General features: G+C 50.8%; 21 protein-coding genes, 1 tRNA gene and 2 pseudogenes. 18 read left to right on the top strand and 6 right to left on the bottom strand.

Annotation, left to right across the window (positions count from 1 at the left end; translation table 11 throughout):
• Position 1 precedes the first annotated feature (1 nt).
• Together prfB and lysS are read left to right on the top strand one after the other, a co-directional pair.
• A protein-coding gene (gene prfB / locus ACFK9X_RS19670) for a peptide chain release factor 2 (protein ID WP_010989230.1) occupies positions 2-1,100 on the top strand; the annotation gives its coding sequence in 2 pieces (ribosomal slippage) (positions 2-76 and positions 78-1,100; 1,098 coding nt in all).
• A 9-nt stretch (positions 1,101-1,109) separates the two neighbouring features.
• Positions 1,110-2,627: a lysine--tRNA ligase gene (gene lysS / locus ACFK9X_RS19665; RefSeq protein WP_151117449.1), complete on the top strand. Its 1,518-nt coding sequence runs from the start codon at positions 1,110-1,112 to the stop codon at positions 2,625-2,627.
• 75 nt (positions 2,628-2,702) lie between these two features.
• On the opposite strand, the gene idi is transcribed toward lysS, so the two are convergent.
• A complete protein-coding gene (gene idi / locus ACFK9X_RS19660) occupies positions 2,703-3,248 on the bottom strand; it encodes an isopentenyl-diphosphate Delta-isomerase (RefSeq protein WP_000133994.1) in 546 nt (181 codons plus the stop codon).
• A gap of 264 nt (positions 3,249-3,512) precedes the next feature.
• Here idi and actS point away from each other — a divergent pair, with 264 nt between their 5' ends.
• Together actS and ACFK9X_RS19650 are read left to right on the top strand one after the other, a co-directional pair.
• Positions 3,513-4,271 carry an amidase activator ActS gene (gene actS, locus ACFK9X_RS19655; protein ID WP_151117437.1) on the top strand — a complete coding sequence of 253 codons (759 nt, stop codon included), beginning with the start codon at positions 3,513-3,515 and terminating at the stop codon, positions 4,269-4,271.
• Between the two features lie 79 nt (positions 4,272-4,350).
• Positions 4,351-4,424 (top strand) — tRNA-Gly (locus ACFK9X_RS19650).
• A gap of 131 nt (positions 4,425-4,555) precedes the next feature.
• Here the strand turns inward: ACFK9X_RS19650 and ACFK9X_RS19645 are convergent.
• Positions 4,556-5,362, bottom strand: coding sequence for a DUF1460 domain-containing protein (locus tag ACFK9X_RS19645; protein WP_001574939.1), 807 nt, complete (start codon positions 5,360-5,362; stop codon positions 4,556-4,558).
• 274 nt (positions 5,363-5,636) lie between these two features.
• The gene (locus tag ACFK9X_RS19640; RefSeq protein ID WP_001540858.1) at positions 5,637-5,888 is read right to left on the bottom strand and encodes a hypothetical protein; all 252 of its coding nucleotides are present in this window, start codon (positions 5,886-5,888) and stop codon (positions 5,637-5,639) included.
• 207 nt (positions 5,889-6,095) lie between these two features.
• Here ACFK9X_RS19640 and vapB point away from each other — a divergent pair, with 207 nt between their 5' ends.
• The 10 genes and pseudogenes from vapB to ACFK9X_RS19590 all read left to right on the top strand — a co-directional run bounded on the left by vapB (position 6,096) and on the right by ACFK9X_RS19590 (position 15,871).
• A complete protein-coding gene (gene vapB, locus ACFK9X_RS19635) occupies positions 6,096-6,323 on the top strand; it encodes a toxin-antitoxin system antitoxin VapB (RefSeq protein ID WP_000557545.1) in 228 nt (75 codons plus the stop codon).
• Positions 6,323-6,721, top strand: coding sequence for a tRNA(fMet)-specific endonuclease VapC (gene vapC / locus ACFK9X_RS19630; protein WP_151117435.1), 399 nt, complete (start codon positions 6,323-6,325; stop codon positions 6,719-6,721). Before vapB ends, vapC begins: the two co-directional genes overlap by 1 nt.
• An 810-nt stretch (positions 6,722-7,531) precedes the next feature.
• Positions 7,532-8,068 carry an STM3031 family outer membrane protein gene (locus ACFK9X_RS19625; RefSeq protein ID WP_001038502.1) on the top strand — a complete coding sequence of 179 codons (537 nt, stop codon included), beginning with the start codon at positions 7,532-7,534 and terminating at the stop codon, positions 8,066-8,068.
• 46 nt (positions 8,069-8,114) lie between these two features.
• The gene (locus tag ACFK9X_RS19620) at positions 8,115-8,747 is read left to right on the top strand and encodes a YfdX family protein (protein ID WP_000835265.1); all 633 of its coding nucleotides are present in this window, start codon (positions 8,115-8,117) and stop codon (positions 8,745-8,747) included.
• A gap of 718 nt (positions 8,748-9,465) precedes the next feature.
• Positions 9,466-10,052, top strand: a pseudogene (locus tag ACFK9X_RS19615) (fimbrial protein).
• A 119-nt stretch (positions 10,053-10,171) separates the two neighbouring features.
• Positions 10,172-12,661, top strand: coding sequence for a fimbrial outer membrane usher protein StdB (gene stdB, locus ACFK9X_RS19610; protein WP_151117430.1), 2,490 nt, complete (start codon positions 10,172-10,174; stop codon positions 12,659-12,661).
• 40 nt (positions 12,662-12,701) lie between these two features.
• Positions 12,702-13,445, top strand: coding sequence for a fimbrial biogenesis chaperone StdC (gene stdC, locus ACFK9X_RS19605; RefSeq protein ID WP_000798505.1), 744 nt, complete (start codon positions 12,702-12,704; stop codon positions 13,443-13,445).
• The gene (locus ACFK9X_RS19600) at positions 13,442-14,512 is read left to right on the top strand and encodes a fimbrial protein (protein ID WP_151117428.1); all 1,071 of its coding nucleotides are present in this window, start codon (positions 13,442-13,444) and stop codon (positions 14,510-14,512) included. The genes stdC and ACFK9X_RS19600 overlap by 4 nt, the downstream gene beginning before the upstream one ends.
• Positions 14,513-14,619: 107 nt before the next feature.
• Positions 14,620-15,126 carry a CaiF/GrlA family transcriptional regulator gene (locus ACFK9X_RS19595; RefSeq protein WP_000093331.1) on the top strand — a complete coding sequence of 169 codons (507 nt, stop codon included), beginning with the start codon at positions 14,620-14,622 and terminating at the stop codon, positions 15,124-15,126.
• Entirely contained in the window at positions 15,113-15,871 is a 759-nt protein-coding gene (locus tag ACFK9X_RS19590) for a transcriptional regulator (protein WP_000134797.1), read from the top strand. The genes ACFK9X_RS19595 and ACFK9X_RS19590 overlap by 14 nt, the downstream gene beginning before the upstream one ends.
• Before the next feature lie 204 nt (positions 15,872-16,075).
• Here the strand turns inward: ACFK9X_RS19590 and ACFK9X_RS19585 are convergent, their stop codons facing one another.
• Positions 16,076-16,924: a nickel/cobalt efflux protein RcnA gene (locus tag ACFK9X_RS19585; RefSeq protein WP_151117426.1), complete on the bottom strand. Its 849-nt coding sequence runs from the start codon at positions 16,922-16,924 to the stop codon at positions 16,076-16,078.
• Positions 16,925-17,049: 125 nt separating this feature from the next.
• Between ACFK9X_RS19585 and rcnR the strand changes: the two genes are divergently transcribed.
• Positions 17,050-17,322, top strand: coding sequence for a Ni(II)/Co(II)-binding transcriptional repressor RcnR (rcnR, locus tag ACFK9X_RS19580; RefSeq protein ID WP_000019953.1), 273 nt, complete (start codon positions 17,050-17,052; stop codon positions 17,320-17,322).
• A 30-nt stretch (positions 17,323-17,352) separates the two neighbouring features.
• On the opposite strand, the gene ACFK9X_RS19575 is transcribed toward rcnR, so the two are convergent.
• The gene (locus ACFK9X_RS19575) at positions 17,353-18,582 is read right to left on the bottom strand and encodes an amino acid permease (RefSeq protein WP_000036837.1); all 1,230 of its coding nucleotides are present in this window, start codon (positions 18,580-18,582) and stop codon (positions 17,353-17,355) included.
• Positions 18,583-18,723: 141 nt separating this feature from the next.
• Complete coding sequence (locus ACFK9X_RS19570) at positions 18,724-19,179, bottom strand: multidrug/biocide efflux PACE transporter (protein ID WP_001519547.1); 456 nt, start codon at positions 19,177-19,179, stop codon at positions 18,724-18,726.
• A 103-nt stretch (positions 19,180-19,282) separates the two neighbouring features.
• Here ACFK9X_RS19570 and ACFK9X_RS19565 point away from each other — a divergent pair.
• The 3 genes and pseudogenes from ACFK9X_RS19565 (at position 19,283) to kduI (ending at position 22,712) form a co-directional block, all read left to right on the top strand.
• Positions 19,283-20,146, top strand: a pseudogene (locus tag ACFK9X_RS19565) (LysR family transcriptional regulator).
• A gap of 122 nt (positions 20,147-20,268) precedes the next feature.
• On the top strand, positions 20,269-21,447 hold the full coding sequence (locus ACFK9X_RS19560; protein WP_000665983.1) for an acetyl-CoA C-acetyltransferase: 1,179 nt from the start codon (positions 20,269-20,271) through the stop codon (positions 21,445-21,447).
• 428 nt (positions 21,448-21,875) lie between these two features.
• The gene (gene kduI, locus ACFK9X_RS19555; RefSeq protein WP_000383270.1) at positions 21,876-22,712 is read left to right on the top strand and encodes a 5-dehydro-4-deoxy-D-glucuronate isomerase; all 837 of its coding nucleotides are present in this window, start codon (positions 21,876-21,878) and stop codon (positions 22,710-22,712) included.
• The last annotated feature ends 29 nt before the right edge of the window (positions 22,713-22,741 follow it).

Raw genomic sequence — 22,741 nt, 5'->3', positions numbered from 1 at the left:
CATGTTTGAAATTAACCCGGTGAATAACCGCATTCAGGACCTCACGGAACGCACCAACGTTCTTAGGGGGTATCTTTGACTACGATGCTAAGAAAGAGCGTCTGGAAGAAGTAAACGCCGAGCTGGAACAGCCGGATGTCTGGAACGAACCTGAGCGCGCGCAGGCGCTGGGAAAAGAGCGTTCATCGCTCGAAGCGATCGTCGATACGCTTGATCAAATGACTCAGGGGCTGGACGACGTTTCCGGGCTGCTGGAACTGGCGGTAGAAGCTGACGACGAAGAGACGTTTAACGAAGCCGTCGCGGAACTGAATACGCTGGAAGAGAAGCTGGCGCAGTTGGAATTCCGCCGGATGTTCTCCGGCGAGTACGATAGCGCCGATTGCTATCTCGATATTCAGGCCGGTTCCGGTGGTACTGAAGCGCAGGACTGGGCCAGCATGTTGCTGCGTATGTATCTGCGTTGGGCGGAAGCGCGCGGCTTCAAGACGGAAGTCATTGAAGAATCGGAAGGGGAAGTCGCCGGTATTAAGTCCGCGACTATCAAAATCTCCGGCGAATATGCCTATGGCTGGCTGCGCACTGAAACCGGCGTACATCGTCTGGTGCGTAAAAGCCCGTTTGACTCCGGCGGTCGCCGTCATACCTCGTTTAGCTCCGCGTTTGTGTACCCGGAAGTGGACGACGATATCGATATCGACATTAACCCGGCGGATCTGCGTATCGACGTCTATCGCGCGTCTGGCGCAGGCGGTCAGCACGTTAACCGTACGGAATCCGCCGTGCGTATCACCCATATTCCAACCGGAATCGTGACGCAGTGCCAGAACGACCGTTCGCAGCACAAAAACAAAGACCAGGCCATGAAGCAGATGAAAGCGAAGCTTTATGAACTGGAGATGCAGAAAAAGAACGCTGAAAAACAGGCGATGGAAGACACTAAGTCCGATATCGGCTGGGGAAGCCAGATTCGTTCCTATGTCCTGGACGATTCCCGCATTAAAGACCTGCGTACTGGGGTGGAAACCCGCAATACACAGGCGGTACTGGACGGTAGTCTGGATCAATTTATCGAAGCAAGTTTGAAAGCAGGGCTATGAGGAATCAACATGTCTGAACAAAACGCACAGGGCGCTGACGAGGTAGTCGATCTTAACAATGAAATGAAGGCACGTCGCGAGAAGCTGGCTGCACTGCGTGAGCAGGGTATCCTGTTCCCGAACGATTTCCGTCGTGACCGTACCTCAGACCAACTGCACGCAGAGTTTGACGCGAAAGAAGCTGAAGAACTGGAAGCGCTGAATATTGAAGTGTCCGTCGCGGGCCGTATGATGACTCGCCGTATTATGGGTAAAGCCTCTTTTGTTACCCTGCAAGACGTAGGCGGCCGCATTCAGCTGTATGTGGCGCGCGATGATCTGCCGGAAGGCGTTTACAACGAGCAGTTCAAGAAGTGGGATCTTGGCGATATCCTCGGCGCGAAAGGTAAGCTGTTCAAAACCAAAACCGGCGAGCTGTCTATCCACTGCACCGAACTGCGCCTGCTGACGAAAGCGCTGCGTCCGTTGCCGGATAAATTCCACGGCCTGCAGGACCAGGAAGCGCGCTATCGCCAGCGTTATCTGGATCTCATCTCTAACGATGAATCCCGTAACACCTTCAAAACCCGTTCGAAGATCCTGGCTGGTATTCGCCAGTTTATGGTTGCTCGCGGCTTTATGGAAGTCGAAACGCCGATGATGCAGGTGATCCCAGGCGGCGCGTCTGCCCGTCCGTTTATCACCCATCACAACGCGCTGGATCTGGACATGTACCTGCGTATCGCGCCGGAACTGTACCTCAAGCGTCTGGTGGTTGGCGGCTTCGAACGCGTATTCGAAATTAACCGTAACTTCCGTAACGAAGGCATCTCCGTGCGCCATAATCCTGAGTTCACCATGATGGAACTCTATATGGCGTATGCGGACTACAAAGACCTGATCGAGCTGACTGAGTCTCTGTTCCGTACGCTGGCGCAGGATGTTCTGGGCACCACCCAGGTTCCGTACGGTGATGAAGTGTTTGACTTCGGTAAGCCGTTCGAAAAACTGACCATGCGTGAAGCGATCAAGAAATATCGTCCGGAAACAGATATGGCTGATCTGGACAACTTCGATTCCGCGAAGGCGATTGCTGAAAGCATCGGCATTCACGTCGAGAAGAGCTGGGGTCTGGGCCGTATCGTCACCGAGATCTTTGACGAAGTCGCTGAAGCGCATCTGATTCAGCCGACCTTCATCACCGAATATCCGGCTGAAGTGTCTCCACTGGCGCGTCGTAATGATGTGAACCCGGAAATCACTGACCGCTTCGAGTTCTTTATCGGCGGTCGTGAAATCGGCAATGGCTTTAGCGAGTTGAACGATGCGGAAGACCAGGCGCAGCGTTTCCTGGATCAGGTTAATGCAAAAGCGGCGGGCGACGACGAAGCCATGTTCTACGACGAAGACTACGTGACGGCGCTGGAACACGGTTTACCGCCGACAGCGGGTCTGGGAATTGGTATCGACCGTATGGTGATGCTGTTTACTAACAGCCACACGATTCGCGACGTTATTCTGTTCCCGGCGATGCGTCCGGTGAAATAAGATGTAAATTGCCGGATGGGGCATTAGCCGCCATCCGGCATCTCTTTGTTCAGGCGTAGCGCCATCAGGCAATCTTTAACGCTGGCAGTAATTGAGCAGTCGTTCACGCGCTTGTTCGTCTGACGCTTGCATGACCATCCACGGGCTAAATGCCCACGGCGTAGCGAGAAGGCTTTTCCATACGCTTTTAAATTCGCTCCACTGATAGTCCATCACCTCTTCGCTGTTAACCTGTAACACACTGGTTGCCCGCGCGGCAAATACCGGACAGACTTCATTTTCCACAATACCGTTTGGATCTGTCGCCCGATAGCTGAAGTGCGGATAGACGGGGGTGAGATCGGTAATTTCCACGCCGAGTTCGAACCGACAACGGCGGATGATCGCCTCTTCGGTGGTTTCGCCTTGTTGCGGATGACCGCAAACCGAATTCGTCCACACGCCTGGCCAGGCTTTCTTGCTCAGCGACCGTCGTGTTACCAGCAACTGACCATCTTCGTTAAATAGCCAGCAGGAGAAAGCCAGATGCAAAGGCGTATTAAGCGTATGAGCCGCATACTTTTCCAGTGTGCCGGAAGGCTTATCCTGCTCATCCAATAAAACGACATGTTCCTCAGTCATGAAAGCTCCTGAAAATTAAAATGACCCGGCAGCATGGCCAGGCCATATACTCAGACGATCAGCGTAGCGCATAACAGAAAGAAAGGCATTACCAAAACAGGCCCTGACAGAACGCAGACGAGCGCCATTGTGCCGTGATTCGATATTATGCTGGCATATCGGATATTCGCGGCATCATCATCCACGCGGACCCTTTCCGGCGTCAATGGATTGGGCATACGGCATTTGGCTGCTATCATAAGGCGTCTGTCAATAGAGTGAGGAATGGTTTTGAGCGCAGGACGCCTGAACAAAAATAGCCTGGGTATTGCGGTGCTGTTATGCACAGGGCTGCTGCTGGCGGGGTGTTCCAGTAATTCCGGCTCAGGAACGTATTCCGGCTCCGTCTATACCGTTAAGCGCGGCGATACGTTGTATCGTATATCGCGCGCTACGGGAACCAGCGTGAAAGAACTGGCCCGACTGAATGGCATTTCTCCGCCTTATACTATTGAGGTGGGGCAGCGAATTAAAGTGCGCGGCAGCGCAAAGAGTAGCAGTTCAACACGCAAAACCAGCAATAAAACAGCAACAAAAACTGCTGCGGTCAGACCGTCATCTTCGGTGCCAAAATCCTCCTGGCCGCCGGTGGGGCAGCGTTGTTGGGTATGGCCTGCTAACGGTAAAGTGATTTTACCTTATTCCACCGCGGAGGGCGGAAATAAGGGGATCGATATTGCGGGCGCGCGCGGAACGCCTGTTTATGCGGCGGGAGCGGGTAAAGTTGTCTATGTCGGGAACCAGCTGCGCGGTTACGGCAATCTCATCATGATTAAGCACAATGAAGATTACATTACGGCTTACGCTCATAATGACACCATGCTGGTTAATAATGGACAAAGCGTTAAAGCGGGGCAAAAAATCGCTACGATGGGCAGCACGGATGCCGCATCCGTAAGACTACACTTCCAGATTCGCTACCGGGCGACGGCCATCGATCCGCTGCGTTATCTGCCGCCGCAGGGGAGTAAATCGAAGTGCTGACGGCGAATTAATCGCCAGTCAGCCAGTAAGTCTCTTGCCAACCAGAGCGTAAGGTTTATAATGCCTTACGCATCTCAAAGCGGGCGTAGTTCAATGGTAGAACGAGAGCTTCCCAAGCTCTATACGAGGGTTCGATTCCCTTCGCCCGCTCCAGACAAATATCTTCTAGTATTTACTAAAACCACGAATTTACAGCAATTTTCCGTGTCGGCCCCACAGCACACAGGGTTTCAATACCTATGTCGGACGGCTATTATCAGCTGGCGACTCCGGTAATGACTTTATCATTCAGCCCGCAGCACAACGATGCCCGGTCTGGAATGCATGTATTCCATAAACGGTGTATCCACCACTTTTCTGTTTGCGGCCAATGAGGAGGCGTTCCTGAACCACACCTGTTCATCATGGCGAACTACGATACCCACATGTGAAACGTCCAGCCCGTCAAGCGGGGAGTAGACACCGATATAATCCCCGTTTTTTAGGTGGTTCATGACCTGCTGGTTGATGGCTCTTCCGGGAATGTAATTTATTTTACGAGGATGGATGCCCAGACCAGGAATGTACTCGCCGCCATCAGGTTTATGGTTAAGCTGCTTGTCAACAACGACATAATCAGGGCTGATATCCGGCGTTACATCCCGTGCATTACGCGGTGTTGCGGCGAACCAGTCAGAGAAGAAGTGCCGGCGGCTGAGATAAGCAACTTTGCCCGCGGCGTAGCGAGTCCTGGCAAGATTATGCAGAAACGATTTCTGATTATCGCTGCGGGCCAGGGCTTCAACGTAATCAGCCAGGGTAAAGCAGTCCACGCCGTTGAAATTCGCTACAAGGACTTCGGGGATGCCGGGCCCACCGATGAGCGTATCCGCCTGATAAGGTGTTCCGAGAAAAGCAGACGATACGCGGCTGATAACTTCTCCATGGTTTTCGCCTTTATAAGGAATGACATCCGACTGGATAATCCGGCTTATTTTTTCTGCCGTAACGCTGTCCATGCTGGTCTGATATTTTTCTGTGCCAGGGACGGCACAGGCCGTCAGATGCGCCGACATAAGCAAAATTGTCCATGTATTTACCTTCATTATCATCTCCGGAAAGGTTCAAATCCCTTTTTTACCTTTACCGGAAATGGTTGTGATGGATACAGAAAAACGCCAGAGGTTGATTACAGGTTGAGTAATATGAACGCTGATGATGATAAATGTGAAGATCATCATACGACTTTATTCGCCGTTGTTTTTTGCCTGATCGTCAAAGCCAACATGCCCCTTAAGGCTGGCTTATAAGTCAGAGTGTAGATTGCGACGTGTCCGATCAGCGATTCTGACGTGTCCACCTCGGTGTGGCGGTCGTCGCTGACGATCACTTTGACATGGAGAATTTTGTACTCACTGAATGTTCGAACCGGACCACCTCCCAAGAGGTGAAGGAATAGTCCATCAGACGGATTTCCTGTCGCGCGGTCTCAATTATCTTAAGAACAAGCTGGAGATCTGTACCTTCCGGATAAAATCCTGCCTCAATGATGGCTGCGTAAGTATGCGGTACTGGCGCACACCGAGCCAGACCGAGCAAACCGGGCAGAAGCCATGGGCACATATGTTTTTTATGCATTGTTTGCATGGTATTTCCTTCATTGGATGTATTCAGAAATGCCGGAGTCGGGGAAACTCGCTTTCCCCGATTGCCGGGGTTGGCAAGGATGCCCTGCGGAGTGCGCGTCATGTGACTGGATTATTTTTTCCTGTATATCTCTTTGACATATACATCGCCTCTACTCATAATGGATATACTCGTTGTATATCCAGAAAGGAGGCAGTTATGCACACAACACTTTTTTTTAGTAACCGGACCCAGGCAGTCAGATTGCCTAAATCGATATCCTTTCCGGATGATGTGAAACATGTCGAAATCATTGCGGTTGGTAGAAGCAGAATCATTACTCCAGTCGGAGAATCCTGGGACAGCTGGTTCGATGGCGAAGGCGCCAGTACTGATTTTATGAGTACCAGAGAACAACCCGCAGTACAGGAACGGGAAGGATTCTGATGCTGAAATTCATGCTTGATACCAATACCTGTATTTTCACCATCAAAAATAAGCCCGAACACATCAGAGAACGCTTCAACCTCAATACATCCCGAATGTGTATCAGCTCCATCACCTTAATGGAGCTGATTTACGGTGCTGAAAAAAGCCTGGCGCCGGAGCGTAATCTTGCCATCGTGGAGGGATTTATCTCCCGCCTTGAGGTTCTGGATTACGATACACAGGCAGCGATACATACCGGTCAAATCCGTGCCGAACTGGCCCGCAAGGGAACACCTGTCGGGCCTTATGACCAGATGATTGCTGGCCATGCCCGTAGCCGCGGACTGGTCGTCGTCACAAACAATCTCCGCGAGTTTGAACGCATTCCGGGTATCCGAATCGAAGACTGGTGCTAATTTCTGCATCAGATGTTATCCCCGGATTCAAACTCTTTTCCGGATTTAGTGGCACAGTCAATTTGGTTACCTGCTTAATGGTGGTTTGCATCACATTTTTAGCTGGTGGTATTTTTTTATGTTGACTGGAGATATCTGCCAACAGCATAACTTTTACGGCCAGATAATAAATAAAAGAGTACCAAAATGTCGTATTCTGACATGTTTACGAAGGGAGTACCGCTCCCTTCTTTTTTTGTTTCCTGGATACTCACTGAACAATGCCGTTACTGCCCGATAACTGCCGCCCCCCCCCCCCCCTCACCATAGCCGTTTCCTGCAACTAAGTCACAGACGTTGATTTACCAGGCCGATATGCCTTCTTTCCCGTTATATACCCTTCATACTTCAAGTGGCTTATGTGTTGGCTACGGATTACTCAGTCCATCCATGGGCCTCGCCCTGACGGCCGTCGCACGCGACGTTCAAATCTGTTCCCGGCAGATTTGTCGCTCACCCCAGTCACATCGTTATCTATGCTCCTGGGGACTCACTCCCTTGCCGCCTTTAAGCAACTCGAATTATTTTGGGTATATATCAGTGAACTTCTATTTTTGTCAGTTTTTATTTTTCAGTTTATTTATTATTAAATACTGTTTCTGGCCTGGATATATTTTCGTGAATAGCCTCCCGACAGCCGGAGATAAAGGTATTTGCTGGAGTAACAGCGCTCATAATTTAAAAGATTTATTTATAGTTTGTTATCACGGAAAGATTTTAACTTAATACATGCCAGTAAGGCATCAGGTAAAAATAACCGGAGAGAAGAAGATGAACAAAATGCTATTAGCCGGAAGTGCCGGTATTGTTCTGCTGTCTGCTGCAGCCAGTCCGGTATGGGCAGACGATAATGCCAGTACATTTTCACTTGGATACGCCCAGTCCCATACTAATCACGCCGGGACGTTGCGTGGGGTTCGGCTGGCAAACAACTATGAAATGTCACCGGACTGGGGGCTGACAACCTCATTTGCCTGGCTAAATGGAAGCCAGCGCTATTCCGATGAAAGCAGTAATGGTCGTGTAACAACCCGTTATTACTCCCTGCTTGCAGGCCCCTCATGGAAAATAAATAACCAGTTAAGTCTGTATAGTCAAGTGGGTCCCGTATTATTGCATCAGCGTGATCACGGGATAAATGAGTCTGACAGTAAGGTCGGATATGGTTATTCTGCTGGCGTGGCTTATACCCCGGTCAGTAGTGTCGCTATAACTCTGGGTTATGAGGGAGCGGATTTTGATGCTACCCATAACAGCGGAAGCCTTAATAGCAATGGTTTTAATCTTGGCGTGGGTTACCGGTTCTGAATAGGATAATCCGATAAAAAATGTTACTTTGTGGAGATGATGGATTATGAAAAGCCATATTATGCCAGGCGTTGCGCTGATGGTTATCCTGTTTTCAGGAAATATTATGGCCGCAACAAACATGACTGATAACGTTACTCTGAATAATGACAAGATATCCGGACAGGCCTGGCAGGCCATGCGTGATATCGGAATGTCGCGATTCGAGTTGTTTAATGGTCGCACCCAAAAGGCGGAACAACTGGCTGCGCAAGCAGAAAAACTCCTGAACGATGACAGCACTGACTGGAATCTGTATGTCAAATCAGATAAAAAAGCCCCAGTTGAAGGAGACCACTATATTCGGATAAATTCATCGATTACGGTAGCAGAAGATTATCTCCCTGCGGGCCAGAAAAATGATGCTATTAATAAAGCAAACCAGAAAATGAAAGAAGGAGATAAAAAAGGAACTATAGAGGCCCTGAAACTAGCAGGCGTCAGTGTTATTGAAAATCAGGAACTCATTCCTCTTCAGCAAACCCGTAAGGATGTGACCACAGCGCTTTCCTTGATGAACGAAGGAAAATACTATCAGGCAGGTCTGTTACTGAAATCAGCTCAGGATGGCATAGTTGTAGACTCTCAGTCAGTTCAGGAATCACCCACGCACTCCGTGCAGCACGACGCCGCGCATTAATATCCCCCAGCCTGCTGTATACATTACAGCAGGCAGCATTATGTCTGACAGCTATTACCAGTTTGTTCTTTGCTGTCGGCATTGTTTTTAAATTTCATCCGCGAAGTTCAGAAATGTCAGGGTACCTGCATTTATATCTATTGTGATGCCCATCACAAATACAGAAGAATATCATTTCATTTATTATTTTTTATTCCTTCCACTTATGATGGTTCATAATGATTTATTAAGTTAATGTTTTGGAATTAAATGCCTTTTACTTGCGTTATATCCAGTTTTTTATGCTACTAGTAATTTCATTGTTATATATGATTAGTATTATGTTTTGTAAATATCCAGTGTAATGGAAAAGCAAAACATACATTCCCGATAACATATTACAAAATATTTCATGTCCGCTGCGAATATCTGTCTGTTAGGTATTCACCCGCTTATAATTACATTAAAAAGTATTTCTTTGATGATTATTCTTAAATTACGATCATAATCATCGATCGTATCGATCTATTTTTATTGTTTTAATTTGAATAAGAATTTTCTTACAACTGATTAGGCATTAGCTGAAATCAATATTTTTCGATGGAAAGTTCAGGTGCTTCGTTTAACACCAGGCGTTTATTATTCATACGAATCTTTTCTGAACGCTTTCATTAATACCCTCAGAGTTGTTTTCAGCCTTTGCAAAATAATTCTCATTCACCCAAAGGACATATTATCTATGCGTAATAAAATAATACTTGCCATGGCGGCTGCCGGTATGATGTATGGCGCTTCTGTATATGCAGTCGATCCACCCACAGCAGGCCCGTTCGGCTCAGGTAAAATTCTTTTCACTGGTACCATCACCAACTCACCCTGTGATATCGCACCGGGCGACGATGCGATCACCGTTCCGTTTGGACAGATTTCTTACCGTAAACTGAATACCGCCGACGCAACTACGGAATCAAAACCGTTCACCATTCATCTGCAGAACTGCGCCTTCGATCCGAATGATGCAGGTTCAAATCCTGCTGGCTCCGCAGGGAAAATGTCTAAAGTAACCGTCTCTTTCAGTGGCACAGCTGATACCTCAGGTAAAGCTTACGTCACACCGGCAGTGCCCAGCATGTTGGTGTGCAGCTTCTGAAAAGTGACAATACCTCACTGATTACACCTAATACCCCGATGCCGGATGGCGAAGCTCAGCAACTGCAAGCCGGGAATAACGAACTCAACTTCTTTGCCCGCCTGATAGCCCTGACAGGTGCCGCAACTCCTGGCGATGTTAACGCATCCGTCACCTACACCCTGAAATACCTGTGATTTCACGCGGTAAATAACGACAGGGAGAAGCCGTCCACGGAGGGGATCGGACGGCTTTTATATCTGACTGTGCCTGCGGGCTGTCTGTTACACGGACGACAACACGAAAGCGCCATGCCATGAAAATTACCCGGCTTGCCATTCTGATTACCCTGACATTTTCCGTCCTGAAGTCGCAGGCCACGGAGTTCAATGCCAGCCTGCTGGACAGCGGGAACCTGTCTAACGTGGACCTCACGGCCTTCAGCCGCAAGGGGTATGTGGCGCCCGGTAACTATATTCTCGATATCTGGCTCAATGACCAGCCGGTACGGGAACAGTATCCGGTCAGGGTTGTACCGGTTGCCGGACTCGACGCGGCCGTCATCTGTGTGACAACAGACATGGTGGCCATGCTGGGTCTTAAGGATAAGATTATTCATGGCCTGAAACCCGTTACCGGTATCCCGGACGAGCAATGCCTTGAGCTGCGCTCCGCTGACAGTCAGGTACGGTACAGCGCTGAAAATCAGCGTCTGACCTTCATTATTCCCCAGGCCTGGATGCGTTATCAGGACCCGGACTGGGTGCCCCCTTCACGCTGGAGCGACGGCGTCACCGCCGGCCTGCTTGATTACAGCCTGATGGTCAACCGCTATATGCCGCAGCAGGGGGAAGCCTCTACCAGCTACAGCCTCTACGGCACCGCCGGGTTTAATCTCGGCGCCTGGCGATTGCGGAGCGATTACCAGTACAGCCGTTTTGACAGTGGGCAGGGCGCATCACAGTCCGATTTTTATCTGCCGCAGACGTATCTGTTCCGTGCCTTGCCAGCACTGCGCTCAAAACTGACGCTCGGACAGACGTACCTCAGCTCCGCTATTTTTGACTCCTTCCGCTTTGCCGGGCTCACTTTGGCCAGCGATGAGCGCATGCTGCCGCCCTCTCTTCAGGGGTATGCCCCGAAAATTAGCGGCATTGCGAACAGTAATGCACAGGTCACCGTCAGCCAGAATGGTCGCATTCTGTACCAGACCCGGGTGTCGCCGGGGCCTTTTGAGCTTCCCGACCTGAGCCAGAATATCAGCGGCAACCTGGATGTCAGCGTCCGGGAAAGCGACGGTAGCGTCCGGACCTGGCAGGTCAACACGGCCAGCGTCCCCTTTATGGCACGCCAGGGACAGGTTCGCTATAAGGTGGCCGCCGGACGTCCGCTGTACGGCGGGACGCATAACAACAGCACGGTCAGCCCTGACTTTCTGCTCGGGGAGGCCACCTGGGGAGCATTTAACAACACGTCGCTGTATGGCGGCCTCATTGCCTCCACCGGCGACTACCAGTCCGCGGCGCTCGGGATCGGCCAGAATATGGGGCTGTTGGGCGCTCTGTCTGCGGACGTCACCCGCTCAGATGCGCGGTTGCCGCATGGGCAGAAGCAGTCCGGTTACAGCTACCGTATCAACTATGCCAAAACGTTTGATAAAACCGGCAGTACCCTGGCGTTCGTCGGATACCGCTTCTCGGACCGCCATTTTCTGTCCATGCCGGAGTACCTGCAGCGTCGGACCACTGACGGCGGCGATGCATGGCATGAAAAACAGAGCTACACCGTGACTTATAGCCAGTCCGTTCCGGTACTCAACATGAGCGCGGCCCTCTCGGTAAGCCGGCTCAATTACTGGAACGCACAGTCCAACAATAACTACATGCTCAGCCTCAACAAGGTGTTCAGTCTCGGCGACCTTCAGGGACTCTCGGCCTCGGTGTCGTTTGCCCGTAACCAGTACACCGGCGGGGGTAGCCAGAACCAGGTCTACGCCACCATCAGTATCCCGTGGGGAGACAGCCGCCAGGTGAGTTACAGCGTACAGAAAGATAACCGGGGCGGCCTGCAGCAGACCGTGAATTACAGCGATTTCCATAACCCGGACACTACATGGAACATCAGCGCCGGTCATAACCGTTATGACACCGGCAGCAACAGCAGCTTCAGCGGCAGCGTGCAGAGCCGTCTGCCGTGGGGCCAGGCGGCAGCGGACGCCACCCTGCAGCCCGGACAGTACCGCAGCCTGGGCCTGAGCTGGTACGGCTCGGTGACTGCCACCGCCCACGGTGCCGCTTTCAGCCAGTCGATGGCCGGGAATGAGCCCCGCATGATGATAGATACCGGAGACGTGGCCGGTGTGCCGGTGAACGGCAACAGCGGGGTGACCAACCGCTTCGGGGTGGGCGTGGTGAGCGCCGGCAGCAGCTATCGCCGCAGCGATATTTCGGTTGATGTGGCCGCCCTGCCGGAGGACGTGGACGTCAGCAGCTCCGTCGTCAGTCAGGTACTGACGGAGGGCGCGGTGGGCTACCGGAAGATTGACGCCAGCCAGGGGGAGCAGGTGCTCGGTCATATCCGGCTGGCTGATGGCGCAAGTCCGCCGTTTGGCGCCCTGGTGGTGTCCGGGAAAACCGGCAGAACCGCGGGGATGGTCGGAGATGGCGGTCTGGCCTACCTGACAGGTCTCAGCGGGGAAGACCGCCGGACCCTGAATGTGTCCTGGGATGGCCGGGTGCAGTGCAGACTCACCCTGCCGGAAACGGTGACACTCAGCCGGGGGCCGCTGTTACTGCCCTGCAGATAAAAATATCCCTGTCACAGAGCAGGTCTAAAGGAGAAAACAGGTGAAAAACAGCAGAAGAAGCCGTGTGATTTTACTCGCACTGGCGGCAGCATGGAGCCAGTACAGCCCGGCGGCCGTCAATGTTGACCGGACCCGTATTATCATGGATGCGCCGCAGAAAACGGTGGCCATCACGCTGAATAACGATGACAAAACCACGCCGTTCCTGGCGCAGTCCTGGGTGACGGATGCTGACGGGGTGAGAACCGATGCGCTGATGGCGCTGCCGCCGCTGCAGCGTATTGATGCCGGACAGAAATCCCAGGTCCGTATCACCCAGGTTCGCGGGCTGACAGATAAGCTCCCTCAGGACAGGGAAACACTGTTCTGGTTTAACGTGCGGGGCGTTCCCCCGAAGTCAGAAGACGACAACGTCCTGCAACTGGCCATGCAGAGTCAGCTGAAACTGTTTTACCGTCCGAAAGCCATTATCAGAAGCAGCAGTGACCAGCCGGAAAGAAAGCTGACTGCTGAGCGGAATGCGGGACATCTGACCCTCAGAAACCCGACGCCGTACTACATCACTGTGGCGTGGCTGGGAGCAGACCGCAGCCACAGGCTCAGCGGTTTCAGCGAGGGCGTGATGGTGCCGCCCCTGGGGAGCCTGCCTTTAAAGGCTGTTTTGCCGGCAGAAACCCGGACGCTGTGGGTGGGGTATATTGATGATTACGGGGGACTGCAGATGAACCGCTACGCCTGCGATGCCCTGAACTGTGCGTTTAAGGACGCAGGGGCGACATCATGACAGGAAGATTATTCAATATGAAATCACTGATACTGTCAGGTGTATTTTTTTTCTTTGCTGTCTGTGATTCTGCGCAGGCAGCTATCGAATGGTCATATTGTAATGCCACTGGGAGTGTTAACATCCAGAATATTAATATTAAAGCAGGGCAATATGGCACAGGTGATGAACTACAGACAATTAAAGACATTCCCTTCAGTTATACCTGCATAACTGCAATTAATACTTATTCAGAACCTTATAATGCCACTATCAGTCTTAAGAATGTGCAACCAATGGTGGAAGCCCTGAAAAAGAGCGGTCTTGGTATGGAGTTGTTTATTCAGGAGGGTAGTCGAGATCCTGTTAAATTTTCATGGCGGGAGATACAGGCAGGTTTTGTCGGCTGGTCCAGCTCAAAGATATTTGGTCAAGAGTTGGAACAGAATAAAACATATAATCTGAGTGGAAAACTTACTGTACGTATTTATGTTGAACAAAGTTTTAAATATGTTTTTTTGAACATAAACGTTCCGGCAAGTACATTTGATATTCTTCCCTATAAACCATCAACCGTACCGCCACCAACTAAACCGTATACACCTTTGTCGGTTTCTGCCTTTAATATCAGGATGATTCCTGACAACTCAGGCAAGGTTATTATTTCTCCTTCTGCTACCATCAAAATGGGGCATTTTTATACGGAATATAAGGAAACCATGGTGCCCAGGGAAGTACCTTTCACCGTTACAGCACAACAGAATGTCGGAACGCAGATCCCGTTCGACGCCCCACTGGCTATAGAGTTCAGGACCAACGATCTGACACTGGCAGATGCTGACAGCACCGTAATTCTTAAGAATAATAAACAAGAAAACAATGGATTCAGACTGTCGGTAATTGATGTGGATAATAACACACCAGTTAAATTTAATATGAAAACAGATATGGGAACTATCCATCTTGATAACGGTGCTGGTGGCAAAATTATAAAACAGTATAAAGCAAAGGTCGAAGCTATACCCGGTGCGGTAATTAAAACAGGTGCTTTTTCAGCCGCAATGACAGTGATTGTTACTTACAATTAGCAGAATTAAATACCATTTCCTGATAGTTAATTAAAAATAGATATAAATTTATCTTTATGATTATTTTTTTCTTCTCGGTCTTTTTCACTAAAAAACGGAGAGTCTGCATGTCTTCTGATAAATCAAAAGAGAAGATAGTTTTTTCAGGTAACGATATTCATTATCCCGGACAGACCAACCATGATGCCTGTTTTATTCCGGTAAGTGTCCGCCAGTATGCCGGCGAGCCCCTGTATATCATCGTGGCACACTGGTGCCTGTTACAGCAGAATTGGGTTCAGCGTAACCAGATAGCAGAGGCGTTTCACATCACGGCCAGACGGGCCAGCTACCTGATTGCCTATCTGCGAAGCAAAACATCGCGGGTGGTTAGCATCTGCCGTCACCAGACCCTGCCCAATAAAGCACGACGCTATGAGATTTATGTTATACGGGTTCTTGACAGTCCCACCCCGTCCACGCGCCGTGAAAAGGCCGGACCGCCGCCGGTATCAAAACGCCGGGTCGGTAATGGTGACAGGTCGATGGCAAATGAACTGTGGAACCGGCTGTGCAGTAACAGAAATGCGGGGAAAATCCTGAAAAAGAAGGAGGATGAGGATGACGGAACATAACCGGATGCCGGCCCGGCAGATTATCGTTTACGGTGACTGCTGGCCGGTGACGATCGCCGTGGCACACCTGGTCCGAAGATTTCTGCCGGGCTGCAACTGTGAAACCGCATACAGGCTGCCTGTTCTGTTGCAGCAATTACGTCGGAAACCGGAGGCCATACTGATACTGTGTCTGCGTCCCCGTGAACATCTCTTTTTGTTCTATTCCCTGAGACAGATACTGCCGGACTACCCGGTTATGGTTATCAGCGATGAGCTGTTTTTCAGCGACCGGGTGGTACTGAAGGTATACGGCGGCATCCCGGCGCTGCTGGAGCCGGAACTGGCGGAGATACTTATCCGGGGGCGGCGGGGTGAACAGTGGGCCGGGGGCGCACGCCTGCGCAGGACAGGAGAGCTGGACGCCTTTTTGTTATCTCCGGCTCCGGTGACGGGCTTTCTGGAAGTGCCACCGATATTTAACAATCCGAAGCGGTTGATGAACTATATGGACCAGTTGATGCACCGGGAGATACTGGCATGTGGAGTGAGCCTGGCCCAATTACGCTTGCTTCAGGAAGTTTACCGTGGACGAGGAAGGTTGTCAGCGTTGTGTGGAAGGCTGAATACACAGGAGAAGCAAATCTGGCAGGACAAATACCGGTTACTGGTGAAGCTGGGAATGCGGAACCGATTACGGGAACTGCTGTTTGGTACCCGGTTTTGTAAATCACTGCAGCGAACTCCGTTTATCGCTCCGCAATAACCCGCCTCCGGCGACCCTATCCAGAAACACTGACACGCCGGCTACACCCGGTGGCGGTGGGGTATGTTTTGCCTGTAGTGGAGTAAAATACAGAATTCAGGCGGGACGCTGAATGTATGGCCTTTCATACCGTTTGATAAGTAAAAACGCTTCTGGAATGAAACCCGACGTGAATGATACGGCCTGAGCAGAAGCGTTACATATTTACTGCATGATCCCGGTATAGCCATGAATTCCCATATACACGCCGACCAGACCAATCAGAATGCTCGAAAAATAGGGCGCCCGCCGGGCAAGCGTCGAAAAACCACTCCAGCGCTTTGCTGCCTGTTGAACGCTTATCGCCGCGCCAACGCCTACCGTCACCAGCGTTAATGCCAGGCCAAGACTAAAGCTCAGCACCATCGTGGCACCCAGCGTAAACGCTTTAAGCTGGATACAAATCAGTAAAACGGTGATCGCAGCCGGACAGGGGATAAGCCCTCCGGTCAGGCCGAACAGCAGGATCTGTCCATTATTCACTGTTTGACCATCAAAACGGCGTTGAATATCGGCAGCATGGGCGCGTTCATGGGCATCCTGATACGCTTTTGACGTTGCGCCTTCCGGATGTATGTGACCATGATGGTCATGGTCATGGTCATGGTCATGGTCATGGTCGTAATGGTGGTCGTGATGGTGGTCGTGATGGTGGTTTCCCGCCAGCCACTGCTGCTCGCCTCGCCATGTCCGCCAGAACATCCAGCACGCGGTGCTCAGAATAATGATCGCAGAAATTAACTGCAGCCATGGTTCCACTGATTGTGCGGTGAATGCCCGGCTAAGATACATCCCACCCAGCGCGATTAACCAGACGATCGCGGTATGAGAAAGCGTTGCTGCCAGACCGAGCATGACAGCCTGTTTAACCGTACCTTTAATGGCAATGATAAAAGCCGCCATCATAGTTTTGGAGTGCCCTGGTTCAAGCCCGTGCAAAATACCTAATAAAATGGCGCTGGGAATGAAGAACCAGCCGTTTCCTTGCTGAAGAAGTGTCGAAAATTCACCCATGAGAATGATTCTTAGTTGTTTTATGTGGGGCGTCATTCTACTCCCCCCCCCCCAGTATGGAATACTACCCCCAGTAGCATCGTAATGCTATAATTTGTATTCGTTAATGTTAGTGAGGTGTTGCAATGTCACATACCATCCGGGACAAACAAAAGCTTAAAGCCAGAACCAGCAAGATTCAGGGACAGGTGATAGCGCTAAAAAAAATGCTGGATGAACCGCATGAATGCGCGGCCGTGTTACAACAGATCGCGGCGATTCGCGGCGCGGTAAATGGCTTAATGCGTGAGGTGATTAAAGGGCATCTGACCGAGCATATCGTTCATCAGAGTGATGAAGCCAGACGTGAAGAAGATCTGGACGTAATATTAAAGGTGCTGGATTCTTATATAAAATAGCCGGGAGTTATATCCCGGCTATCTTTTACTTTAGCCGAAAAACATCACCGATACGCAAAGTAAACCGACGACCAACGTAATGAAATTACCTACTGAACGGTAGGGTTTCAATGCCGGTATCAGGTACGTTGACAACGTGGGCATAATAAACAGAATCATCGCAATGAGCGGGCCGCTAATGGCATAAATCATAGAGATGGCATTCGGGTTAATACAGCAAATAATAAACGTAATCCCGGAAACCAGCATGATAGACAGCGCGCGATTGAACGCCCGGCTTTTTTTCACGCCAACCTGCTGTAGGGTGGTTCTTACCATTTCGGTTGCGCCCTCGATGACGCCGAAATAGGTGCCGAGGAAAGATTTCGACATGGCCACGACGGCAACGATAATACCGGAAATAGAGAGCCAGGCCGGCGCATTGGGCATCATCGAGAGCGCGGAAAGGATGGTAACGCCTTCGTTGCGTGCGTCTTCAATGTATGACGGCGGAATGGAGAGCAGGCAGCTAAAGACAAAGAACAGCACGCTCAGGCAGATAATCAGATAGGCGACCTTCATGATCTTTTTGCATTTATCCATGGCCTGATCGCCAAAATTTTCCCGTCTGTCGATGGCAAACGTCGAAATAATGGGCGTATGGCTAAAAGCAAAAACCATCACCGGAATAGAAATCCATACCTGGTGCAACGTGTGACTATCCAAAGACATCTGCCCGGTCAGTAACGAGGGTTGCCAGCTTCCGGTTAAGTAGAGCGAAAGGAACAAGAAGTAAGCGATAAGTGGAAAGACTAAAAAGCCCATTACGCGAAGAGTGGCATGTCTTCCCATTAAGAAAATCATATTCAGGATAAGTACTACGCCGAAGCTAACTGCCATCCGGATGCGAATATCTATCTGAATATGCTTCGCTAATTGCTCTGTCAGGGAATTGGTAATCGCCACAGCATAAATTAATACCACGACAAAAAACGCAATGAAATAAAGCGTGGTAATAATACTGCCGATTTTCTTGCCGTAATAATGAGTAACGGCGCCAGTAATTCCCTCACCTGCAGAAGTCTTTGAGGAAAGAATAAACTGACACAGCGCCTTATGCGGCCAGTATGTCAGAGGCCAGGCGACCAGCGCGGTAATAAATAGCACGATTGCGCCTGCCGATCCCAACTGGATGGGAAGGAAAAGAGTGCCTGCGCCTACAGCCGTTCCGTATAATGCAAAACTCCAGAGAGTCTCATCTTTTGACCAAATTTTAGACATTATTTGAATTTATCAACTATAAAACACACAAAAAGAAGCGCAATTTACCATAAATAGCGTCAGTTGGGGGCGTTTTAAGCAGATGGATGTCGTGGAGGCGGAGGGCCGGGAGCGTTGCGATCCCGGCAAAAAAGAGCAATATCATGCACTAACGCGCTGTTGGCGGCGGGTCACTATTCGCTGGCGTAAAACATCGTATGCCCAGTTGTACAGCATCGTGTACGGCAAAAAGAACAGGAAGAAACCAATTTCCAGGGTGAATGCTTGTAGCAGGCTGACATTCAGTACCCAGGCGACAATACTCACGCCAATGACAATAAACCCACTTTCAAATCCTAACGCATGGAGTGCGCGCACTTTGGCGGTTCGTCTCACCTGATGCGCGGGCCACAGTCGATCAAACAGAGCGTTATAAATGATATTCCAGATCATGGCCGTCGTTGCCAGCAATATCGTCAGGCCGCCCATCTCCAGCACCGAGCGCTGCATTAGCCAGGCGGTCGTTGGCGCCAGTATCGCAGTCGCAATACCTTCAAAACAGACAGCATGGAAAATACGCTCCGGCAGCGAGCGACGTTGTATGGCGTCATGTTGCATAAACGAAAAAACCTTACTCTTAATCAAACTAAAGAAATTTCCGCTATTTTATCGTTTAATGTGATACCTAAAAGATAACATCCATCGATAAAGTAGATAGGTTATGCGTTACTCACCTGAAGCGTTAATGGCATTTGTTGAGACCGTCTCTTGCGGTTCGTTTTCTGCTGCGGCGCGCCGCCTGCGTAAAAGCCAGTCCACCATTAGTACCGCCATTGCGCATCTGGAGGCGGATCTGGGATTTTCATTATTTGATCGATCTTCGCGCCAGCCCGTTCTGACCGAAGAAGGAAAACGGGTGCTTAGCTATGTTCAGGCTATTTTATTGGCGAGCGATCGTTTGGATGAGGTGGCGCTGACGTTATCCGGCGAGACGGAGGCAAGACTCACGTTCGTCCTCTCTGATACCCTGCACCCTGACAGTCTGGAAGAGTTAATGGCGCAGTTTGATCGTCAATTTCCGCATACCGAGTTTGAATGCTTGATCGGAGAAAATGATGATGTCATCGACCTGCTGCAAAAAGGGCGCGCCCAGATAGGCCTGATTGAAGCGCGTGATGACTATCCCACAAACATTGGCGCGACGCGTCTGCCTGTTCAAAGCTGGATGGGGGTTTATGTGGCGACCACGCATCCGTTGGCGTCGCAGACGAACCTGCAATGGGAGCAACTGCATACCTGGCGCTAGCTGCGTCTGAATACCTACCTTGAATCTAACGCCAACATTACGCGCGGCCCGGCCTGGTCAGCGCCAAACTATTTATTGCTGTTGAGCATGGCGGTTCAGGGATTTGGCTGGTGCGTATTGCCCTGCGCGCTGGTGGAAGAGTTTGCGGCAGAAAAACCGCTGGCGCAGTTGGATGTTCCTGGCTGGCCGAGGGCGATTGCTATTGATTTGCTGTGGAACAAGAAGACGCCGCCCGGAACGGCAGGGAACTGGCTTCGCTACCATTTGCAGCAGAAATAAGCTGCGTCACCGTCAAATCAGCGTTATTTCCTTTGTGATAAAACTCACTTTTTTTAAACAATCAAGATAACTAATTTTAACAATGCTCTACTATGGCGGTGTCATTTTGCGCTGAGGTGGTAATGAAAGAGGTTGTGATAGTGGGGGCTTTACGGACACCCATCGGCTGTTTTCAGGGAACGCTGGCCCGTCATTCCGCCGTCGAGCTGGGGAGCATGGTCGTAAAAGCGTTAATTGAGCGCACCGGCGTGGACGCTAACGCTATCGATGAGGTCATCCTCGGTCAGGTACTGACGGCTGGCGCCGGGCAGAATCCGGCGCGCCAGTCAGCCATCAAAGGAGGGCTGCCGACTACCGTTTCCGCTATTACCATTAATGACGTTTGTGGTTCCGGTTTAAAAGCGTTGCACCTGGCGACGCAGGCTATTCAGTGCGGCGAAGCGGACATTGTTATTGCGGGCGGGCAGGAGAATATGAGCCGTGCGCCGCATGTCCTCAATGACAGCCGTACCGGCGCGTTGCCTGATGCCGACAATCTGGTGGATAGTCTGGTACATGATGGCTTATGGGATGCCTTCAACGATTATCACATTGGCGTGACGGCAGAAAACCTGGCGCGGGAATATGGCATCAGCCGCGAGTTACAGGATGCTTATGCGCTCAGTTCGCAGCAAAAAGCCAGGGCCGCGATTGATACCGGGCGTTTTAAAGATGAGATTGTCCCCATCGTCACGCAACGTAATGGGCAGACCGCAATTGTCGATACGGATGAACAACCGCGGGCCGACGCCAGTGCGGAGGGGTTAGCCCTGCTGCATCCGGCGTTTGATAGTTTAGGTTCGGTGACGGCGGGTAATGCTTCCTCAATCAACGATGGCGCTGCCGCGGTGATGATGATGAGCGAGACGAAAGCCCAGGCGCTGGGGCTGCCGGTGCTGGCGCGCATCCGCGCGTTTGCCAGCGTCGGCGTCGATCCTGCGCTAATGGGGATTGCGCCGGTATATGCTACCCGGCGCTGTCTGGAGCGTGCCGGCTGGCAACTGACGGAGGTCGACCTTATCGAAGCCAACGAAGCGTTTGCCGCCCAGGCGTTGTCGGTAGGAAAAATGCTGGAATGGGATGAGCGACGGGTAAACGTTAATGGCGGCGCGATTGCGCTGGGGCATCCCATTGGCGCTTCCGGCTGTCGAATTCTGGTTTCACTGGTTCACGAAATGGTTAAACGCGACGCGCGTAAAGGCCTGGCGACGCTGTGTATCGGTGGCGGTCAGGGCGTTGCTTTAACCATTGAACGCGACTGATCCTACGCCAGCCATCCTTTCCCTGTTTCAGTATTCCGTCATAAAAAGCCCTCTATCACGAGGGCAAAGCCAGTGACAGCCCCCCTTTTTCGTTATAGCACAGGACGTTTTGCCGCGTCGGGTATTGCAGACGCATACCGCTTTTAATTCAATTCGCACATCAGACCTCGTTCTAAAACAAGCTCTAATTTTTATCTGGGTAACCGCATACAGCATCTGGCGCGCATGTCTGAAAATCAGACAAATGCGTAAGTTTTAGCGCTGATCGTGATCGCTACAGCAGTTTTAAAAATAACCAGACATAAAAATGAAACGTTGTTTTATTTATTGTTGAAAACCTTTATCCAGGCGACTATGATGCCGTTAAATAAATCAAAACAGTGTTTTGATTTTATGCCGTTGCGATCGATTTATCATTGGAGGGAAAAGTGGACGTAAGGCAAAGTATCCATAGCGAGCATGCTAAAACGCTGGACACCCAGGCGCTGCGACGCGAGTTTTTAATAGAAAATATTTTTGTCGCAGATGAATATACGATGGTCTACAGCCATATCGACCGTATTATTGTCGGCGGCATTATGCCCGTCAGCCATCCCGTTGAAATCGGCGGAGAGGTGGGTAAACAGCTTGGCGTTTCCCGGTTACTGGACCGCCGCGAGCTGGGCGTCATTAATATTGGCGGCGCGGGCGCCATTATTGTTGACGGGCAGCGCCATGACATTGGTCATCGTGATGCTCTGTATATTGGTAAAGGGGCGAAAGAGCTGGTCTTCGTCAGCAATGAGGCGAGCAGACCGGCGAAGTTTTATTACAACTGCGCGCCAGCGCACACCGCTTATCCGACGAAAAAAGTGTCGCCTGCCGACGTTGCGCCCGTCACCTTAGGCGATAACCTCACCAGTAACCGTCGCACCATCAATAAATACTTCGTACCGGATGTACTGGAAACCTGTCAGCTCAGTATGGGACTCACCGAACTGGCGCCCGGCAATCTATGGAACACCATGCCATGCCATACCCATGAGCGCCGTATGGAAGTTTACCTCTATTTCAATATGGAAGAGGACAGTTGCGTTTTCCATATGATGGGGCAGCCTCAGGAAACCCGTCATATTGTGATGCGTAATGAACAGGCGGTTATTTCCCCAAGCTGGTCAATACATTCCGGCGTTGGCACCAAAGCCTATACGTTTATTTGGGGCATGGTGGGAGAAAATCAGGTCTTCGATGACATGGATCACGTTGCGGTACAAGATCTGCGCTAGTCGCGACCGGTGATAACGCCTGTGCGTGA

It is taken from the genome of Salmonella sp. WC3 (genome assembly GCF_042932255.1).
Classification (GTDB): domain Bacteria; phylum Pseudomonadota; class Gammaproteobacteria; order Enterobacterales; family Enterobacteriaceae; genus Salmonella; species Salmonella enterica.
This window is presented reverse-complemented; position numbering and strand designations above follow the sequence as displayed.

Bases quoted from the DNA above. Each gene is read 5' to 3' on its own strand.
- ACFK9X_RS19625 (WP_001038502.1), top strand. From the start codon at position 7,532: ATGAACAAAATGCTATTAGCCGGAAGTGCCGGTATTGTTCTGCTGTCT.
- lysS (WP_151117449.1), top strand. From the start codon at position 1,110: ATGTCTGAACAAAACGCACAGGGCGCTGACGAGGTAGTCGATCTTAAC.
- stdB (WP_151117430.1), top strand. From the start codon at position 10,172: ATGAAAATTACCCGGCTTGCCATTCTGATTACCCTGACATTTTCCGTC.
- ACFK9X_RS19585 (WP_151117426.1), bottom strand. From the start codon at position 16,924: ATGGGTGAATTTTCGACACTTCTTCAGCAAGGAAACGGCTGGTTCTTC.
- ACFK9X_RS19600 (WP_151117428.1), top strand. From the start codon at position 13,442: ATGACAGGAAGATTATTCAATATGAAATCACTGATACTGTCAGGTGTA.
- idi (WP_000133994.1), bottom strand. From the start codon at position 3,248: ATGACTGAGGAACATGTCGTTTTATTGGATGAGCAGGATAAGCCTTCC.
- vapB (WP_000557545.1), top strand. From the start codon at position 6,096: ATGCACACAACACTTTTTTTTAGTAACCGGACCCAGGCAGTCAGATTG.
- vapC (WP_151117435.1), top strand. From the start codon at position 6,323: ATGCTGAAATTCATGCTTGATACCAATACCTGTATTTTCACCATCAAA.
- ACFK9X_RS19560 (WP_000665983.1), top strand. From the start codon at position 20,269: ATGAAAGAGGTTGTGATAGTGGGGGCTTTACGGACACCCATCGGCTGT.
- ACFK9X_RS19645 (WP_001574939.1), bottom strand. From the start codon at position 5,362: ATGATAATGAAGGTAAATACATGGACAATTTTGCTTATGTCGGCGCAT.
- ACFK9X_RS19575 (WP_000036837.1), bottom strand. From the start codon at position 18,582: ATGTCTAAAATTTGGTCAAAAGATGAGACTCTCTGGAGTTTTGCATTA.
- ACFK9X_RS19620 (WP_000835265.1), top strand. From the start codon at position 8,115: ATGAAAAGCCATATTATGCCAGGCGTTGCGCTGATGGTTATCCTGTTT.
- ACFK9X_RS19595 (WP_000093331.1), top strand. From the start codon at position 14,620: ATGTCTTCTGATAAATCAAAAGAGAAGATAGTTTTTTCAGGTAACGAT.
- rcnR (WP_000019953.1), top strand. From the start codon at position 17,050: ATGTCACATACCATCCGGGACAAACAAAAGCTTAAAGCCAGAACCAGC.
- ACFK9X_RS19590 (WP_000134797.1), top strand. From the start codon at position 15,113: ATGACGGAACATAACCGGATGCCGGCCCGGCAGATTATCGTTTACGGT.
- actS (WP_151117437.1), top strand. From the start codon at position 3,513: ATGGTTTTGAGCGCAGGACGCCTGAACAAAAATAGCCTGGGTATTGCG.
- ACFK9X_RS19570 (WP_001519547.1), bottom strand. From the start codon at position 19,179: ATGCAACATGACGCCATACAACGTCGCTCGCTGCCGGAGCGTATTTTC.
- ACFK9X_RS19640 (WP_001540858.1), bottom strand. From the start codon at position 5,888: ATGCATAAAAAACATATGTGCCCATGGCTTCTGCCCGGTTTGCTCGGT.